14 protein-coding genes are annotated in these 17,399 nt (G+C 71.1%); 5 read left to right on the top strand and 9 right to left on the bottom strand.

Annotated elements, in window-relative coordinates:
* Nucleotides 1-41 precede the first annotated feature (41 nt).
* From OG852_RS24615 to OG852_RS24600, 4 genes are read right to left on the bottom strand one after another with little or no spacing between them, the layout of a single operon-like run.
* The gene (locus tag OG852_RS24615) at nucleotides 42-761 is read right to left on the bottom strand and encodes an ABC transporter permease subunit (RefSeq protein WP_133911179.1); all 720 of its coding nucleotides are present in this window, start codon (nucleotides 759-761) and stop codon (nucleotides 42-44) included.
* A gap of 10 nt (nucleotides 762-771) precedes the next feature.
* A complete protein-coding gene (locus OG852_RS24610) occupies nucleotides 772-1,683 on the bottom strand; it encodes an ABC transporter ATP-binding protein (RefSeq protein WP_133911178.1) in 912 nt (303 codons plus the stop codon).
* Nucleotides 1,680-2,588, bottom strand: a complete 909-nt coding sequence (locus tag OG852_RS24605) for an ABC transporter permease (RefSeq protein WP_330348971.1) — start codon at nucleotides 2,586-2,588, stop codon at nucleotides 1,680-1,682. The genes OG852_RS24610 and OG852_RS24605 overlap by 4 nt, the downstream gene beginning before the upstream one ends.
* Nucleotides 2,578-3,567, bottom strand: coding sequence for an ABC transporter ATP-binding protein (locus tag OG852_RS24600; RefSeq protein ID WP_133911304.1), 990 nt, complete (start codon nucleotides 3,565-3,567; stop codon nucleotides 2,578-2,580). The genes OG852_RS24605 and OG852_RS24600 overlap by 11 nt, the downstream gene beginning before the upstream one ends.
* Nucleotides 3,568-3,867: 300 nt before the next feature.
* Between OG852_RS24600 and OG852_RS24595 the strand changes: the two genes are divergently transcribed.
* From OG852_RS24595 to OG852_RS24575, 5 genes are all read left to right on the top strand, one after another.
* On the top strand, nucleotides 3,868-5,628 hold the full coding sequence (locus OG852_RS24595) for an SDR family oxidoreductase (protein ID WP_330351485.1): 1,761 nt from the start codon (nucleotides 3,868-3,870) through the stop codon (nucleotides 5,626-5,628).
* Between the two features lie 215 nt (nucleotides 5,629-5,843).
* On the top strand, nucleotides 5,844-6,392 hold the full coding sequence (locus OG852_RS24590; protein WP_133911302.1) for an RNA 2'-phosphotransferase: 549 nt from the start codon (nucleotides 5,844-5,846) through the stop codon (nucleotides 6,390-6,392).
* A gap of 18 nt (nucleotides 6,393-6,410) precedes the next feature.
* The gene (locus OG852_RS24585) at nucleotides 6,411-6,854 is read left to right on the top strand and encodes a hypothetical protein (protein WP_330348970.1); all 444 of its coding nucleotides are present in this window, start codon (nucleotides 6,411-6,413) and stop codon (nucleotides 6,852-6,854) included.
* Between the two features lie 42 nt (nucleotides 6,855-6,896).
* Nucleotides 6,897-7,799, top strand: coding sequence for an LLM class flavin-dependent oxidoreductase (locus tag OG852_RS24580; RefSeq protein ID WP_133911176.1), 903 nt, complete (start codon nucleotides 6,897-6,899; stop codon nucleotides 7,797-7,799).
* Nucleotides 7,800-7,889: 90 nt separating this feature from the next.
* A complete protein-coding gene (locus OG852_RS24575; protein WP_208117083.1) occupies nucleotides 7,890-8,777 on the top strand; it encodes a Cof-type HAD-IIB family hydrolase in 888 nt (295 codons plus the stop codon).
* Nucleotides 8,778-8,800: 23 nt separating this feature from the next.
* Here OG852_RS24575 and OG852_RS24570 read toward each other — a convergent pair whose 3' ends face one another.
* The 5 genes from OG852_RS24570 to hisC form a co-directional block, all read right to left on the bottom strand.
* Nucleotides 8,801-9,868 (bottom strand): M23 family metallopeptidase, encoded by a 1,068-nt coding sequence (locus tag OG852_RS24570; protein ID WP_330348969.1) that lies wholly within the window; start codon nucleotides 9,866-9,868, stop codon nucleotides 8,801-8,803.
* Between the two features lie 90 nt (nucleotides 9,869-9,958).
* Nucleotides 9,959-13,447: a thiol reductant ABC exporter subunit CydD gene (gene cydD, locus OG852_RS24565; RefSeq protein ID WP_330348968.1), complete on the bottom strand. Its 3,489-nt coding sequence runs from the start codon at nucleotides 13,445-13,447 to the stop codon at nucleotides 9,959-9,961.
* Between the two features lie 12 nt (nucleotides 13,448-13,459).
* Complete coding sequence (cydB, locus tag OG852_RS24560) at nucleotides 13,460-14,464, bottom strand: cytochrome d ubiquinol oxidase subunit II (RefSeq protein WP_330348967.1); 1,005 nt, start codon at nucleotides 14,462-14,464, stop codon at nucleotides 13,460-13,462.
* Nucleotides 14,465-14,484: 20 nt separating this feature from the next.
* The gene (locus OG852_RS24555) at nucleotides 14,485-15,993 is read right to left on the bottom strand and encodes a cytochrome ubiquinol oxidase subunit I (RefSeq protein WP_133911171.1); all 1,509 of its coding nucleotides are present in this window, start codon (nucleotides 15,991-15,993) and stop codon (nucleotides 14,485-14,487) included.
* Nucleotides 15,994-16,167: 174 nt separating this feature from the next.
* Entirely contained in the window at nucleotides 16,168-17,247 is a 1,080-nt protein-coding gene (gene hisC, locus OG852_RS24550; protein WP_133911170.1) for a histidinol-phosphate transaminase, read from the bottom strand.
* Nucleotides 17,248-17,399: the final 152 nt, after the last annotated feature.

The following is a 17,399-nucleotide window of genomic DNA, read 5'->3' as shown; positions in this document are numbered from 1 at the left end:
GCCCCCGTCAAGAGCGACGGCGGCTCCACGCCCCTCCCCTTCTACTCCTCGCCCGCCAGGGTCAGCGCCCGCAGCTTCTGTCCCGCGTACCAGGTGGCCAGGACGGTCACCACGACCAGCAGCACCGTCGCCGTCGTCAGTCCGACGTCCGAGGTGACCAGGTCACCGCCGGCCACCTTGTGGGCGACGGCCAGCGACCACTGCTGGACGCTGAGGGTGCGCGCGCCCGGCACCAGGGAGCCGAACAGGGCCTCCCACACCAGGGCGTAGACGAGCCCGAAGACCACCGCGTGCCGGGACACCGTGCCCAGCAGCAGGAACAGGGCCGCGTAGGCGATGGAGGAGACCAGGGCCGCGACCGTGTAGGCCACGGCGATCTGCTGGCCGTTGCCGTTGAGGATGAAACCGGCGATCAGCGTCGGCAGGGCCGAGAACACCATCGTCACCGCGATCGCCACGATCAGCTTGGTGAAGATGATCGTCGGCCGTTTGATGGGCTTGGACAGCAGGTAGACCACGGAGCCGTCGTCGATCTCCGGGCCGATCGCGCCGGTGCCGGCGATGACACCGATGATCGGCACCATCGTGGCCAGCCCGAGACCGCCCAGCAGGTCGGCGGCCGTCTGGTCGTCGGCGCCGGTCAGGGCCCGGACGACCACGGAGATCGCGATCAGCAGCAGGGGCAGGGCGCCCAGGATGAGGGCCCGACGGCGGCCGAGCAGGGCCCGGTAGGTGAGCCGGGCGACTGTGGGGTCGTACATCTTCGGCCTCCTACGCCGCGACCAGGTACGAGAACACGGACTCAAGGGACTCGTCGGACGGCGAGACCGTCAGCAGCCGGATGCCGTGGTCCCTGGCGACCTTCGGCAGCAGGGTCGTGAAGCGGCCGAAGTCGACGGCCTGGACGCGCAGCGCGCCCTCCGCCAGGTCCACCTCGATACCGGAGGTCGACGGGTCGGCGATCAGCGCGGCCGCGAGGGCGCGGTCGTCGCTGGAGCGCACCAGATAGCGGTGCGGGCGGTCGGTCATCAGGCGGCGGATCTTGCGGAAGTCACCGCTGGCCGCGTGCCGTCCGGCGACGACGACCTCGATGTGCCAGGCGAGCTGTTCGACCTCTTCGAGGATGTGCGAGGAGAACAGCACCGTGCGGCCCTCGTCGCCCATGCGCCGCAGCAGGTCCATGAGCTGCATGCGCTGGCGGGGGTCCATGCCGTTGAAGGGCTCGTCGAGCAGGAGCAGCGAGGGGTCGTGGACGAGGGCGCTCGCCATCTTCACGCGCTGCCGCATGCCCTTGGAGTAGGTCGCGATCCTGCGGTCCTGCGCGTACTCCATCTCGACGGTGGCCAGGGCCCGTTGGGCGGCCTTGTCGCCGAGGCCGTGCAGTTCGGCGTTGGCGACGACGAACTCGCGGCCGGTGAGGAAGTCGTACATCGCCTCGCGCTCGGGGACGATGCCGATGTGCCGGTAGATGTCCTCGTTGCGCCAGACCTGCTGTCCGTCGAGGGTGACGGTGCCGGTGGAGGGGGCGAGGAAGCCGCCCATCATGTTGATGAGGGTGGACTTTCCGGCGCCGTTGGGACCGAGCAGACCGGTGACTCCGGGGCCGATGGTCATGGTGATGTCGTTGACGGCGACCACGTTGCCGAACCAGCGGGAGACATGGTCGATGTGGAGCGTGGTCACAGGCCCACCTTCCGGTAGCGGCGCATCAGGAGGCCGTAGCTGGCGGCGATCAGACCGAGGACGGCGAGGACGAAGACGACGCCCTCACCGGTGCTCGGGCCCGCGGCGCCGGGGTAGGCCGAGGCGGCGCCGAGGAACGCGGACTGGACGCCGTCGATGAGCGTGACCGGCGAGAACAGTCCGATCCAGGGGACGGCGTCGGTGCTGTTCTGGGAGTCGGCGATGGCCTGGAGGGTGGAGACGGCGCCGTAGGAGATGGTCAGGACGGCGATGACGGCCGCGATGCCGAAGCCGCGGCGGGGGGTCACCGAGGCGATGACGAGGCCGATGCCGGCGAAGAGCAGTGAGAGCAGTGCCACGGAGACGAGTCCCTGAGCGAATCCCTTGGTCTGGTCGGCGAAGTCGAGCTTGGCCAGCAGCGCGCCGATGTAGAGCACGAGCAGCGGGGCGGCGGTGAGGATGAACAGCGCCGAGGCCAGTGCCGCGTACTTGGCGCGTACGTAGTCCGCGGTCTCGATGGGCCGGGAGAAGTACAGCGGGACGGTCTTGAAGCGCAGGTCGCGGGAGACGGACTGGGGCGCCTGCGAGGCGACGTACAGGCTGATGACGGCCTGCATGATGATCGCGTAGCGCGGGTAGTCGACGGGGAGTTCCTTGGCCTTCGTGGCGACCGCGACGGCGACCATGATGGCCGCGGGCACGCACATCACCACGAACAGCAGCATCGGCAGCACCTTGGACTTCACCGAGCGGCCGAGGCCGTAGGCGCCGCGCAGGGACTGCGAGTACAGGGAGCGGCGGGCGTAGGCGCGGCCGAGGCGGGGGCCGTCGTAGCTGCGGTAGCCGATGTTGTGGATGCGGGTCTGGTCACCCGCGGGGGTGGTGACGGGCTGGTCAACCGCCATGGCCGACGGCCTCCTTCCTGGTGGTGTCGCCGTCTGTCGTCCGGCTGTCCGCGGTGTCGGTGAAGACCTCGGAGATGTGGTGCCGGCGCTGCTCCATGCGGACCAGGCCGAGGCCGAGGTCGGCGACCACGTCGCGGACGAGGTCGTAGGTGTCCTCGCCCTGGGCGGTCAGCAGGAGGATGTGGCCGGCACCGGGCAGGCCCGCGCCGGACTCCACGATCTCCACCCCGCGCGCGTGGAGCGCGTCGCGGACCGCGCGGGTGCCGTCGGGGTGGTCGTCGGTGTCGGTGACCTCGATCGCCAGCGTGGTGGTGGTCTGGGTGAAGTCGGTGGTGGAGCTGGAGCGCAGGAGCTTGCCGCCGTCGACGACCACGACGTGGTCGCAGGTGCGCTCCAGTTCGCCCAGGAGGTGGGAGGTGACCAGGACCGAGATGCCGAAGTCGGTGTGGATGCGGCGGATGAGGCCGAGCATCTCGTCGCGGCCGACCGGGTCGAGACCGTTGGTCGGCTCGTCGAGGAAGACGAGCTGCGGGTCGTGCACCAGGGCCTGGGCGAGTTTGACGCGCTGTTTCATGCCCGTGGAGTAGCCGCCGATGGGGCGGTAGCGCTCCTCGTACAGCCCGACGTGGCGCAGGGTGTCCGCGGTGCGCTCGCGCGCGGCGGCGGGCGGCAGGCCGGACATACGGGCCATGTGCACGACGAACTCGGTGGCCGAGACGTCGGGCGGCAGGCAGTCGTGTTCCGGCATGTAGCCGACCCGCTCGCGGATGGCGGCGCCCTTGGTGGCCACGTCGAGGCCGAGCACCTCGGCGCGGCCCTCGGTGGCGGGCGAGAGACCCAGCAGGATCTTGATGAGCGTGGACTTGCCGGCGCCGTTGGCTCCGACGAGTCCGGTCACACCGGCTCCGATGTCCACGGACAGCCGGTCGAGCGCGGTCACCCGGGGGAACCGCTTGCTCAGGCTTTCGGTCGCGATCACAGTCACAGCTTCGAATGTAGTGACGCACGCCACGGACATCGTCAGACCTCAGAGCCGTCTTCGCCTCAGACCTCAGATGTACGGGCCCGTAGGGGGACACCCTTCTTGAGAGTTACGGGGCCGCCCGTCTCCCGGTCGCGGACCGCCCTATTGACGCTTTCTCTAACAAGTGTCAGATTCGGCGTGGTCACGTTACGGACGCGTACCGCAGTCGGCCCGGCCGGAGCCGGGATGCCGTACATCCCGGACACGGCGCCCGTACTGGAGGGATGCGAGGACGGCGGCGAAAGCGGAGGGGAAGTGACGGTGCTCCAGAGCGCGCGCGAGCGGTGGGTGCGGACCGGCGGGATAGAGCTGTGCGTGGCCGAGCTGGGGGAACCCGGGCGGCCGGTGGTCGTGCTGGTGCACGGCTACCCGGACAGCAAGGAGGTGTGGTCCGAGGTCGCGGTCCGGCTCGCCGACCGGTTCCACGTGGTGCTCTACGACGTCCGGGGCCACGGCCGGTCCAGCGCGCCGAGGCCGCTGCGGGGCGGGTTCACCCTGGAGAAGCTGACGGACGACTTCCTGGCGGTGGTGGACACGGTCAGCCCGGACCGGCCGGTGCATCTGGTGGGGCACGACTGGGGGTCGGTGCAGTCCTGGGAGTTCGTGACCGTGGAGCGCACCCGGGGCCGGATCGCGTCCTTCACCTCGATGTCCGGGCCGTCCCTCGACCACTTCGGCCACTGGATCAACCAGCGCCTCACCAGGCCCACTCCGCGCCGGGTCGGTCAACTCCTGGGCCAGGGGGCCAAGTCCTGGTACGTGTACCTGCTGCACACCCCCGCACTGCCCGAACTGGCCTGGCGCGGCCCGCTCGGCAAGCGCTGGCCGGCGATCCTGGCCCGCGTGGAGAAGGTGCCGGGCGACGGCTACCCGACCTCGTCCCTGCCGTCGGACGCGGCCAACGGCGCCTGGTTGTACCGGGACAACGTACGGAACCGGCTGCGCCGCCCGCGTCCCGACGCGCACGCGCACGTGCCCGTGCAGCTCATCACGCCTCTGGGCGACGCGTTCCTGTCGGAGCGGCTGTACGACGAACTGGAGCGGTGGGCGCCGACGTTGGTGCGGCGCACGCTTCCCGCGAAGCACTGGATCCCCCGGACGCGCCCCGACCGGGTCGCCTCCTGGATCTCGGAGTTCGTCATGTCCGTCGAGGCCACCGGGGAGCCGGCGCCGCAGGCCACCGGGCGCCACGCGGACCGTTTCGGCGGGCAGTTGGTGCTGGTGACGGGTGCGGGCAGCGGCATCGGACGGGCCACGGCGCTCGCGTTCGCCGAGGCAGGGGCGCGCGTGATCGCCGTCGACCGGGACGCCGGGAGTGTCGCTCGCACCGCCGACATGGCACGGCTGGTCGGCGCTCCCGAGACCTGGGCGGAGACCGTGGACGTGTCCGACGAACAGGAGATGGGGAAACTCGCGGACAAGGTGCACACCGAATACGGGGTGTTGGACGTCCTGGTGAACAACGCCGGGGTGGGACTGACGGGTTCCTTCTTCGACACGACGTCCGAGGACTGGCGCCGCGTGCTGGACGTCAACCTGTGGGGGGTCATCCACGGATGCCGGCTCTTCGGCGGGCGGATGGCCGAGCGCGGGCAGGGCGGCCACATCGTCAACATCGCTTCCGCAGCGGCCTTTCAGCCGTCCAGGGTTCTGCCCGCCTACAGCACGTCCAAGGCGGCCGTGCTGATGCTGAGCGAGTGCCTGCGGGCCGAACTGGCCGGGCGGGGCATCGGTGTTACGGCGATCTGCCCCGGGCTGGTGAACACCAACATCACGGCCACGGCCACCTTCGTGGGGGTCGACACGGCGGAGGAGAGGCGCCGCCAGGAGCGTGCCACGCGCGTGTACGGGCTGCGCAACTACCCGCCGGAGAAGGTCGCGGAGGCGATCCTGCGCGCCGTGGCCCGTAACGAGGCCGTCGTTCCCGTGACGCCGGAGGCGCGCGGAGCGCATGTCCTGTCGCGCTTCGCGCCAAGGGTGTTGAGGGCGCTGGCACGGGTGCGGCCGCCGGTGTGAGGCACCTTGGACCGCCGGGCCCCAAGCCGCTTTCTTCCGGGCGAGTTTGGAGAAAGACCCGAGCTGGAACGCCAGTTGTCCACAGAAACGCCAACTGGCCTGTGGATAACCCTCGTTGCTTGTGGATCAAACCTCGGGTCCAAAACAAAATGCGTGATCCACGTCTCCCCCGTCATGCTGAGGGAATGAACACGAAGGACCCACATGAGCAGGGCATGGACGACAGACGCACCGTGAAGGTGTCGAAGTACCTCTCCAAGCATCTGCGCCACCAGCCCGAGCGCATCGGGCTCACCCTCGACGAGGCCGGCTGGGTCGAGATCGACGAGCTGATCGCGGCGTGCGCCGCCCATGGCTTCCGCTTCACCCGGGACGAGCTGGACCATGTCGTCGCCGCCAACGACAAGAAGCGCTTCGCGATCGAGGGCACCCGGATCCGCGCCAGTCAGGGCCACAGCATCGACGTGGATCTCGGTCTGCCCCCGGCGACCCCGCCGCCGTACCTCTACCACGGGACCGTGGCCCGTTCACTGGAGGCGATCCGTGCCGAGGGGCTGCGGCCGATGAACCGGCACGACGTGCACCTCTCGGCCGACCGCGAGACCGCGACCCGGGTCGGTGCCCGCCGGGGCCGCCCCGTCGTCCTCTCCGTGGACGCCGGCGCCATGCACCGGGACGGCCATGTCTTCCACGTCAGTGCCAACGGAGTGTGGCTGACGCAGGCCGTACCGCCGCGGTATCTGCGGTTCCCCGAGAAGCACTGACCCTGCATGATCGGCGCCATGGACCATCTCCCCACCACCGAGGCCGCCGTCACCGCGCTCCGTGCGATCGCCGACACCTACGGCCTCGCCATCGAGGTCACCCACGACATCGGCGCCGACCGGACCTCACGCCGCACGGCCGCGGGCGTCGGCGTCACCACCGACCCGGACGGATCGCTGCCCCACGAGGCGCATGTCGAGCTGGGCGGCCGGCCCGGTGTGCGGGTACGGCTCTACCCGGACGACGACGCCCTGATCACCGTCGACGGCGTGGAATGCCCCGACGTGGACCGCGACGACGTCCCCGCCTTCCTCCGCGCCCTCTACGAGGGGCACGCCTGGGTCAAGGCGCGCCGCTTCCCACCGAGCCACACCCTGATGGTGCCGCTGCCGGGCGACCGGGTGCACAAGGAATTCATCGGGATGCACCTCAGTCCGTGGCTGGCCGATCGCGTACGGTGACCGTTTCACGTGAAACACGGTCGGCCGCATACGCTCGATGACATGAGTCTGCGCCTGAGCACCGTGATCCTCCCGTACCGCCGCTGGAACGAAGGGGGCCGTGCGGCATGGACGCGTGCCGAGCAGCTCGGTTTCCACACGGCGTACACCTACGACCATCTGTCCTGGCGCAGCTTCCGCGACGGCCCCTGGTTCGGCGCGATCCCCACGCTCACCGCCGCCGCGGCCGTCACCGACCGGCTCCGCCTGGGTACCCTGGTGACCTCGCCCAACTTCCGGCACCCCGTGACCCTCGCCAAGGAACTGATCTCCCTGGACGACATCTCCGGGGGCCGGGTGACCCTCGGCATCGGCGCGGGGGGCACCGGTTTCGACGCGACCGCCCTCGGCCAGGAGCCGTGGACCCCGCGTGAGCGGGCCGACCGGTTCGCCGAGTTCGTTCCGCTGCTCGACCGGCTGCTCACCGAGGACTCCGTGTCGCACGAGGGCGCCTTCTACTCGGCGCACGAGGCCCGCAACATCCCCGGCTGTGTCCAGCGCCCCCGGCTGCCGTTCGCCGTCGCGGCGACCGGTCCGCGCGGGCTGCGGCTCGCGGCCCGGCACGGTCAGGCGTGGGTGACCACCGGAGACCCCAAGCTCTACGAGAACGGCACCCCGGAGCAGTCGGTTCAGGCCATACGCGGTCAGGTCGAGAAGCTCACCGACGTCTGCGCGGCCCAGGGGCGGGACGTGAACGAGCTGGACAAGATCCTGCTCACCGGGTTCACCCCGGACCGCGGCCGTCCGCTGGAGTCCCTGGACGCCTTCGTGGACTTCGCGGGCCGGTACCAGGAGCTCGGCTTCACCGAGCTGGTGCTCCACTGGCCCATCCCGGACTCCGACTTCGCCGCGGACCACAAGGTCTTCGAACAGATCGCCATGGAGGCGCCGGCCCAACTCGGCTGACGCCCGGGCCGGTCGCCGACCGCGAAGACCGGCCGTCCGTGCCCTTGCGGTGCCTCATGTGTGCGGGCTCTCGCACGGCCGTGCGGGCATATGCGCGAGAATGGCCGGGTGACCTCAGCGACTCGACAGCCAGAGACCCCGGCCCCCGCCCTCCCGCCGCGGCTGATCGCCACCGATCTCGACGGCACCCTGCTGCGCGACGACAAGTCGGTGTCGCCGCGCACGGTCGCCGCCCTCGCCGCAGCCGAAGAGGCGGGCATCGAGGTCTTCTTCGTCACCGGCCGCCCGGCCCGCTGGATGGATGTCGTCAGCGAGCACGTCCATGGCCACGGCCTGGCGATCTGCGGCAACGGCGCCGCCGTGGTCGACCTGCACGGCGGACCCGGCACCCACCGGTTCGTGAAGGTGCGCGAGCTGGAGCGCGACAACGCGCTGGACGCCGTACGGCTGCTGCGCGAGGCGGCGCCCGGCACGATGTACGCCATCGAGCAGACGTACGGCTTCCACCAGGAGCCGGAGTACCCGAAGATGCACATGGAGGTCCCGGACCACCTCGCGCCCGCCGAGGAGCTGCTGGCGCCCGACGGCCTCGCCGCCGGGGAGCCGGTGCTGAAGATCCTCGCGTTCCACCCCACGCTCGACCCGGACGCCTTCCTCACCCTGGCCCGGCTCGCCATCGGCGACCGTGCCAACGTCACCCGGTCCAGCCCCAGCGCCCTGCTGGAGATCAGCGGTCCGGACGTCTCCAAGGCCAGCACGCTCGCCCTGTGCTGTGCCGAGCGCGGCATCTCGCACGAGGAGGTCGTCGCGTTCGGGGACATGCCCAACGACGTCGAGATGCTGACCTGGGCGGGCCGTTCGTACGCCATGGGCAACGCGCATCCGGACGTGATCGCGGCCGCCTCCGGCCAGACGGTCGCCAACAACGAGGACGGGGTGGCCGTCGTCATCGAGCGGTTGGTCGCCGAGCGGCTCTAGCCGGCGAAGCCCGCTGGAGCCCTTCAGAAGGGCCCCTGGGCGACCGGCACCCCGCGTTCCGCGAGCCAGGGCACCGGGTCGATCGACGAGCCCGGCTCGGGAGTGATCCGCACCTCGAAGTGCAGATGCGGGCCGGTGGAGTTGCCGGAGGTGCCGGACTGGCCGATCCACTGTCCGGGCGTCACCCGGTCGCCCTGGTCGACCGCCAGGGCCGCGAGATGGGCGTACTGGGTGCAGTAACCGTCGGGGTGCCGGATCACCACCTGGATGCCGAACGCTCCCCCGCACGCCACCCGCACCACGCGCCCCGCGCCGACCGCCCGCACCGGCGTCCCGATCGGCACCGCGAAGTCCTGCCCGGTGTGCCGGTTGACCCACCGCTCACCGCCGCTGCCGAAGCCCGCGGACAGGGTGTACGTCTCGACCGGGGTGACCCACTCGCCCGTGACAGGGGCGGGCGGCTGGTCGAGCCGTACGGCACCCCGGCACGCGCCCGCCGCCACCGAGGCGTCCGCCCGCCCCTGCAACTCCCACCGGGCCTGTTCGAGCCGGTCCTCGATGCCCTTCTTCAGGGCGGCGAGTTCCACGCGTTTCTGCTCGACCTCCTGCCACACCGCGACGGCCTTCGCCTCGTCGGCGGCCAGTCGGGCCTCGGCCCTGCGGCTCTTCTCCATCGCGTTGTCCACGGACAGATTCGCCTGGGAGAACAGATGCTGACCACGCATCAGCCGCTCCGGATCGGCCGCCAGCAGCATCTGCGCGACCACCGGCAGCCCGCCTCCGCCGCGGTACTGGGCGCGGGCGATACGGCCCAGGTCCTCGCGCAGCACCGCGGTCTCCCGCCGTTCACGGCCCAGCAGTTCCTCCAGCCGCGCCACCTCGCCCTGCTTCGCCTCCGCCTCGCGCCGCCCCGTCTCGTACCGCCGGCTGGCCACGTACGCGTCCTCGTACAGCCGCGCCACCTGGGTGCTCAGCCCGGAGTCCGTGCCGTCACCGGGCTCCCCGTCGGCGACCGTGGACCCGGTCGCGAGCACAGTGACACCGCACAGCAGGACCACGACGAGCCGACAGGGACGGCGAAGTGAGCGCATGTCAGCGATCGTGACGCGGCCGACGGCTCCGGTCCTGTTGGGGTCGTACGCCCGGGGGACGCCGCACCCCGGATGGCGCAACGCGCCGGGCTACGCCCCCACCAGCAGGTCCGCCGCCGCCTCCCGCTCGACCATGCTCCGCAACGGCCCCTGCACCGCCGTCAGTTCCTCGTACGACCCGCGCTGCACGATCCGGCCCGCGTCCAGGACGACCACCTCGTCCACCGCGTCCAGCCCGGCCAGCCGGTGGGTGATGAGCAGGGTGGTGCGACCCTCGGTGGCGGCGAGCAGATCCGCCGTGAGCGCGTCGGCGGTCGGCAGGTCGAGATGCTCGGCGGGCTCGTCGAGCACCAGCACGGGGAAGTCGGCGAGCAGCGCGCGGGCGAGCGCGAGGCGCTGCCGCTGGCCGCCGGAGAGCAGGGCCCCGTGCTCGCCGACGAGCGTGTCGAGCCCGTCGGGCAGCCCGTCCGCCCACTCCAGCAGCCGGGCCCGTGCGAGCGCGTCGCGCAACTCGTCCTCGTCCGCGCTCTTCCGCGCCAGCAGCAGGTTCTCCCGCACCGAGCTGTCGAAGAGGTGCGCGTCCTGGGCGCACAGCCCGACCAACCGCCGTACGTCGTCGCCGTCGAGAGCACCGGCGTCCACCCCGCCGAGGGTGTACGCGCCCGCGTCGGCGTCCAGGAAGCGCAGCAGCACCTGGGCGAGGGTCGTCTTGCCGGAGCCGGAGGGCCCCACGACGGCGATCCTGCGCCCCCGCGTCAGGGTGAGGTCGACTCCGGCGAGCGCGTCCCGGCCCTGCCCGGCGTGCCGGGCGGTGAGGCCCCTGACGACGACCGGGAACGGCGACGCGGGCGCCTGCCAGGGCCGCTCCGGCTCGCGCACCGGATCGGGGGAGTCCAGCACCTCGTACACCCGCTCGGCGCTCCTGCGGACCCGCTGGCGGTACTGCACGGCCAGCGGCAGCCCCAGGACGGCCTCGAAGGCGGCCAGCGGGGTGAGGACCACCACCGCCATGGTCACGCCGTCCAGTCGCCCTGCGGCGACCGCCTGGGCGCCGACGAGCGCGGCGGCGGCCACCGTCAGCCCGGAGACGAGCGCGGTCAGCCCGTCGCCCAGCGCGGTGGCCGTGGCGGCCCGCGAGGCGATCCGGGTGAGCACACCGTCGGCGGACCGCACCTCGGCGGTACGCGCGGGCAGGGCGCCCGCCACGGTCAGCTCGGCGGTGCCGGTGAGCAGGTCGGCCGTGCGGGTGGCGAGCACCCCTCGGGCGGGGGCGAGCCGGCGTTCGGCCCGCCGGGCCACCGCACCGGTGATCAGCGGGACGCCCGCTCCGGCCGCCAGCAGCCCGGCCGCCAGCACCGCGCCCGCCTCGGGCAGCAGCCATGCGGTGAAGGCCACCGAGCCCGCCGACACGACGACGGCGGCACCGGCGGGCAGCAGCCAGCGCAGCCAGTAGTCCTGGAGGGCGTCCACGTCGGCGACCAGCCGCGTCAGCAGATCGCCCCGCCGGGTCGCGCGCAGCCCGGCGGGCGCGAGCCGCTCCAGGCGGCGGAACACCGCGACCCGGGTGTCGGCCAGCATCCGCAGCACGGCGTCGTGGGACACGAGCCGCTCCGCGTACCGGAACACGGCCCGGCCGATGCCGAAGGCGCGGGTCGCCGTCACCGCCACCATCAGGTACAGCACCGGCGGCTGCTGCGAGGCCCGCGAGATCAGCCACCCGGAGGTGGCCATGAGCCCGACGGCGCTGCCGAGGGCGAGACTGCCGAGCAGCAGCGCGAGGGCGAGCCGGCCGCGGCGGGCGCCCGCCATGTCCCGGACCCGGGCGAGCACCCCGAGTCCGGAGGCGGCCGGGGTGGTCTCGGGGGAGGCCGATGTCGTGGGTGCCGGCACCTCCGGCGGGGTGGTGACCCGCGTGGCCGCGGCGGCGGGCCGTCGCGGGCCGGCCTCGGCGGGCTCCGCCAGCCGTACGACCCGGTCAGCCACCCCCAGCAGGGCCGGCCGGTGCACCACCAGCAGGACCGTCCGCCCGGCCGCGAGCCGCCGTACGGCCGCCACGACCTCCGCCTCGGTCTCCCCGTCGAGCGCGGCCGTCGGCTCGTCCAGCAGCAGCACGGGACGGTCCGCGAGGAACGCCCGGGCCAGCGCGAGCCGTTGCCGCTGTCCCGCCGACAGCCCGGCCCCGTCCTCGCCGAGGACCGTGGCCGCGCCCTCGGGCAGCGCGTCCACGAAGTCCAGCGCCCCCGCGTCCGCCAGCGCCCTCCGTACGGCGGACTCGTCGGCGTCGGGACGCGCCAGCCGTACGTTCTCGGCGATGGTCCCGGCGTACAGGTGGGGGCGCTGAGGCACCCAGGCGATGCGCGACCGCCACTGCTCCGGGTCGAGGTCGGCGAGATCGGCTCCCCCGATCCGTACCCGGCCCTCGGTGGGCCGTACGAAGCCCAGCAGGGCGTGCAGCAGGGTCGACTTGCCCGCGCCGCTCGGGCCCACGAGCGCGACGGTCTCCCCCGGTGCGACGGTGAACGACACGTCGGTGACGGCGTCCGCCGTGCGGCCGGGGTGGCGGACCGTCACGCCCTCGAAGGCCAGCGGACCGTTCGGGACCGCCGCCGTGCCCACGGCCGGGACCGGTGTCTCCAGCACGGCGAAGATCTCCTCGGCGGCCGCGAGTCCCTCGGCGGCCGCGTGGTACTGGGCGCCGACCTGGCGCAGCGGCAGATACGCCTCGGGGGCCAGCACCAGGATGACCAGCCCGATGTACAGGTCCATCTCCCCGTGCACGAGCCGCATGCCGATCGTCACGGCGACCAGCGCCACCGAGAGGGTCGACAGGAGCTCCAGCGCGAAGGAGGAGATGAAGGCGATCCGCAGGGTCCGCATGGTCGCCCGGCGGTACTCGCCGGTGATCCGCCGGATGGACTCGGCCTGTGCCCTGGCCCGGCCGAAGACCTTCAGCGTGGGCAGTCCGGCGACGACGTCCAGGAAGTGCCCGGAGAGCCGGGACAGCAGCCGCCATTGACGGTCCATCCGTGACTGGGTGGCCCAGCCGATCAGCACCATGAAGACGGGGATGAGGGGCAGGGTGGCGACGATGATCGCGGCCGACACCCAGTCCTCGGTGACGATCCGCGCGAGCACCGCGACCGGCACGACCACCGCGAGTCCCAGTTGGGGGAGATAGCGCGCGAAGTAGTCGTCGAGGGCGTCGACCCCCCGGGTGGCCAGGGCGACCAGGGAGCCGGTGCGCTGTCCGCTCAGCCAGCCGGGACCGAGAGCGGTGGCCCGCTCCAGGAGCCGTCCCCGCAGCTCCGACTTCACCGCCGCGCTCGCCCGGTGGGCGGCGAGTTCGGTGAGCCAGGCGACCACCGCGCGCCCGCCCGCGACCGCCGTCAACAGCAGCAGGGGAGTGCGCAGGCCGGAGACGCCCAGTCCGTGCTGGAACGCGCCGACCACCACCTCGGCGATGAGCATCGCCTGGGCGATGACCAGCAGCGCCCCCACGGCGCCCAGGCCGACCACGGCCATCAGGAAGAACCGGGTGGCCCGGGCGTATCGCAGCAGACGCGGATCGATTGGTTTCACGTGAAACACACCTCAGTGCACGGTCTCGGCGATGTGCTGTGTACCGATCCGCTTGCGGAAGACCCAGTACGTCCAGCCCTGGTAGAGCAGCACCAGCGGGGTGGCGATCGCCGCCAGCCAGGTCATGATCTTCAGGGTGTAGGGGCTCGACGAGGCGTTGGTGACGGTCAGGCTCCAGTCCGCGTCGAGCGTGGAGGGCATGACGTTCGGGAAGAGCGTCAGGAACAGCATCGCCACGGCGGCCACGATGGTGACGCCGGAGAAGGTGAACGACCAGCCCTCACGCCCCGCCTGGTTGGCCACCAGCGCCGCGACCAGGGCGGCGACCGCCACGACCAGCGCGACCAGGCTCTTGCCGTCTCCGCTGTCGACCTGGGTCCACAGCAGGAAGACCAGTGCGAGCGCGGCCGTGACGAGTCCGACGTACAGGGCCAGCTTCCGCGCCCGCTCCCGGATCTCACCGACGGTCTTGAGGGCCGTGAACACCGCGCCGTGGAAGGTGAACAGCGTCAGGGTCACCAGACCGCCGAGCAGGGCGTACGGGTTGAGCAGGTCCCAGACGTTCCCCACGTACTCGAAGTGCCGGTCGATCTTCACGCCGCGCACGATGTTGCCGAAGGCGACGCCCCACAGGAACGCGGGGAGGAGTGAGGTCCAGAAGATCGCGGTCTCCCAGTTGCGCTGCCAGTTCTCCTCGGGCCGCTTCGCCCGGTACTCGAAGGCGACGCCCCGGACGATCAGGCAGACCAGGATGAGCAGCAGGGGCAGGTAGAAGCCGGAGAAGAGCGTGGCGTACCACTCGGGGAAGGCGGCGAAGGTGGCACCGCCGGCCGTGAGCAGCCACACCTCGTTGCCGTCCCAGACGGGGCCGATGGTGTTGATCAGCACCCGCCGCTCGGGCCGGTCACGGGCGAGCAGCCGGGTGAGGATGCCGACCCCGAAGTCGAAGCCCTCCAGGAAGAAGTACCCGGTCCACAGGACGGCGATCAGGACGAACCAGACGTCGTGCAGTTCCATGACTGTGCAGCTCCCTCGGCCTAGTAGGAGAAGGCCATCGGCTTGTCGGCGTCACGGGGGTCGCCGCCGATCTTCGTGGGCGGGTTCAGGTCGGCCTCGGTGAGCTCGGGCGGGCCGGCCTTCACGTACTTCACCAGCAGCTTGACCTCGACGACGGCGAGGACGGCGTACAGGGCGGTGAAGACGATCATCGAGGTGAGGACCTCGGCCTGGGAGACGCCGGGGGAGACCGCGTCACGGGTCTGCAGGACGCCGTAGACCACCCAGGGCTGGCGGCCCATCTCGGTGAAGATCCACCCCCAGGAGTTGGCGATCAGCGGGAAGCCGAGGGTCCAGATCGCGACCAGCCAGTACAGCCGGGAGAGCTTGGGGCTGAGGGCCTTGGTGCGGAAGAGGACCAGATGGGGCACCTCGTCGTCGCCGACCCTCAGATGCTGCGGGAGCATGAACTTCTTGCGGGTGAGCCAGAGTCCGGCGAGGCCGATGGCGAAGGAGGCCATGCCGAAGCCGATCATCCAGCGGAAGCCCCAGAAGGTGACCGGGATGTTGGGGCGGTAGTCGCCGGGGCCGTACTTCTCCTGCTCGGCCTTGTTGACGTCGTTGATGCCGGGGACGTACGAGGTGAAGTCGTCGTTGGCGAGGAACGACAGCAGGCCGGGGATCTCGATGGCCACGCTGTTGTGGCCCTTCTCCACATCGCCGTAGGCGAAGATCGAGAACGGCGCGGAGTCCTCGCCGTCCCACAGGGCCTCGGCGGCGGCCATCTTCATCGGCTGCTGCTTGAACATCACCTTGCCGAGGACGTCACCGCTGATCGCGGTGAGCAGGCCCGCGATGACGACGGTGACCAGACCCAGCCGCAGCGAGGTCTTCATCACGGAGACGTGCTTCTTGCGGAACAGGTGGAAGGCGGCGATGCCCACCATGAAGGCGCCGCCGGTCAGGAAGGCCGCCGACATCGTGTGGAAGACCTGGCTGAGCGCGGTGTTCTGGGTCAGCACGGCCCAGAAGTCGGTGAGCTCGGCGCGGCCCTTCTCCTTGTTGATCCGGTAGCCGACCGGGTGCTGCATCCAGGAGTTGGCCGCGAGGATGAAGTAGGCCGACAGGATCGTGCCGATCGAGACCATCCAGATGCAGGCCAGGTGGATCCTCTTCGGCAGCCTGTCCCAGCCGAAGATCCACAGGCCGATGAAGGTGGACTCGAAGAAGAAGGCGATCAGGGCCTCGAAGGCCAGCGGGGCGCCGAAGACATCACCGACGAAGCGTGAGTAGTCGGACCAGTTCATACCGAACTGGAACTCCTGCACGATGCCGGTGACGACGCCCATCGCGATGTTGATCAGGAAGAGCTTGCCCCAGAACTTGGTCGCCCTGAGGTACTTCTCCTTCTCCGTGCGCACCCAGGCGGTCTGGAGTCCCGCGGTGAGGGCCGCGAGGGAGATCGTCAGGGGGACGAACAGGAAGTGGTAGACGGTCGTGATGCCGAACTGCCAGCGCGCCAGGGTCTCCGGCGCCAAAGCCAGGTCCACGTCGCCGCTCCTTACTCAGGCTTGTGGAACACGCCCTCACCCGATGCTTGTGAAAGCGTTCACATTCACAAGCTAGTATGACAAACAGCTTCCGGACAAGGGAAAGGGGGTCCCGCTTACCGCGAGGAACCCCCTCCACGAACCTTCTGACCAGCGCAAACGTACTGGTGTGGCCTACATCTCCTTGCGGAAGCCCTCCGCCGCCTTCAGGAAGATGTCGTTCGCCTCGGTCTCGCCCACCGTCACCCGGACCCCCTCGCCGGGGAACGGCCGGACCACGACCCCGTGCCGCTCGCACTCCGCCGCGAACGCCGCCGTGCGCTCCCCCAGCCGCAGCCACACGAAGTTGGCCTGGCTCTCGGGCACCGTCCAGCCCTGCGCGCGCAACCCCTCGACCACCCGGGTGCGCTCGCCCACCAGCGAACCGACCCGGCCGAACAGCTCGTCCTCGGCGCGCAGCGAGGCCACCGCCGCCTCCTGCGCGAGCTGGCTCACCCCGAACGGCACCGCCGTCTTGCGCAGCGCCTCCGCGACCGGCTCGTGCGCGATCGCGAAGCCGACCCGCAGACCGGCGAGACCGTACGCCTTCGAGAACGTCCGCAGAACACAGACGTTGGGCCGGTTCCGGTAGAGCTCGACGCCGTCCGGCACCTCGGGGTCGCGGATGAACTCCCGGTAGGCCTCGTCGAGCACGACCAGCACCTCGCCCGGCACCCGGTCGAGGAACCGCTCCAGCTCGGCCCGCCGTACGACCGTGCCGGTGGGGTTGTTGGGGTTGCAGACGAAGATCAGCCGGGTCCGGTCGGTGATCGCGTCGGCCATCGCGTCCAGGTCGTGGACGTCCCCGGAGGTCAGCGGCACCCGCACCGAGGTGGCCCCGCTGATCTGGGCGATGATCGGGTACGCCTCGAAGGAGCGCCAGGCGTAGATCACCTCGTCGCCGGGGCCCGCGGTCGACTGGACGAGCTGCTGGGCGACGCCGACCGAGCCGGTGCCGGTGGCGATGTGGGAGGCGGGCACGCCGAAGCAGCCGGAGAGCTCGTCCACCAGACCCGTGCACGCCAGGTCCGGGTAACGGTTGAAGGTGGCGGCGGCGGCCGTCACGGCCTCCATCACGCCGGGCAGCGGGGGGTAGGGGTTCTCGTTGGAGGACAGCTTGTAGGCCACGGGACCGCCGGCCGCGGCGGGCTTGCCCGGCTTGTAGGTGGGAATCCCCTCCAGCTCGGCACGCAGCTTGGGGCTCGTCTCGCTCACCGCAGTCCTCCTCGTGACCACCACCGGCTCCCGGCTTAATACTGCTCACCTTATGAGGATTCGGCGCGGGCGCGTACAGGTGCGTACGGATCTCCGCGACCTCTGCGGACGAAGCCGCACGAAGGCGTACACCTCAGGGGGCGCGCCCTACA

This window comes from Streptomyces sp. NBC_00582 (assembly GCF_036345155.1).
In the GTDB taxonomy this organism is placed as follows: domain Bacteria; phylum Actinomycetota; class Actinomycetes; order Streptomycetales; family Streptomycetaceae; genus Streptomyces.
Note: the sequence above shows the minus strand (reverse complement) of the source record. Positions and strands in the feature narration are given on the sequence as shown.

What these genes read in the sequence shown, in the direction of transcription:
- OG852_RS24585 (WP_330348970.1), top strand. Translation starts at nt 6,411, where the DNA reads ATGGACCATCTCCCCACCACCGAGGCCGCCGTCACCGCGCTCCGTGCG.
- OG852_RS24605 (WP_330348971.1), bottom strand. Translation starts at nt 2,588, where the DNA reads ATGGCGGTTGACCAGCCCGTCACCACCCCCGCGGGTGACCAGACCCGC.
- OG852_RS24590 (WP_133911302.1), top strand. Translation starts at nt 5,844, where the DNA reads ATGGACGACAGACGCACCGTGAAGGTGTCGAAGTACCTCTCCAAGCAT.
- OG852_RS24580 (WP_133911176.1), top strand. Translation starts at nt 6,897, where the DNA reads ATGAGTCTGCGCCTGAGCACCGTGATCCTCCCGTACCGCCGCTGGAAC.
- OG852_RS24575 (WP_208117083.1), top strand. Translation starts at nt 7,890, where the DNA reads ATGCGCGAGAATGGCCGGGTGACCTCAGCGACTCGACAGCCAGAGACC.
- OG852_RS24570 (WP_330348969.1), bottom strand. Translation starts at nt 9,868, where the DNA reads ATGCGCTCACTTCGCCGTCCCTGTCGGCTCGTCGTGGTCCTGCTGTGC.
- OG852_RS24615 (WP_133911179.1), bottom strand. Translation starts at nt 761, where the DNA reads ATGTACGACCCCACAGTCGCCCGGCTCACCTACCGGGCCCTGCTCGGC.
- cydB (WP_330348967.1), bottom strand. Translation starts at nt 14,464, where the DNA reads ATGGAACTGCACGACGTCTGGTTCGTCCTGATCGCCGTCCTGTGGACC.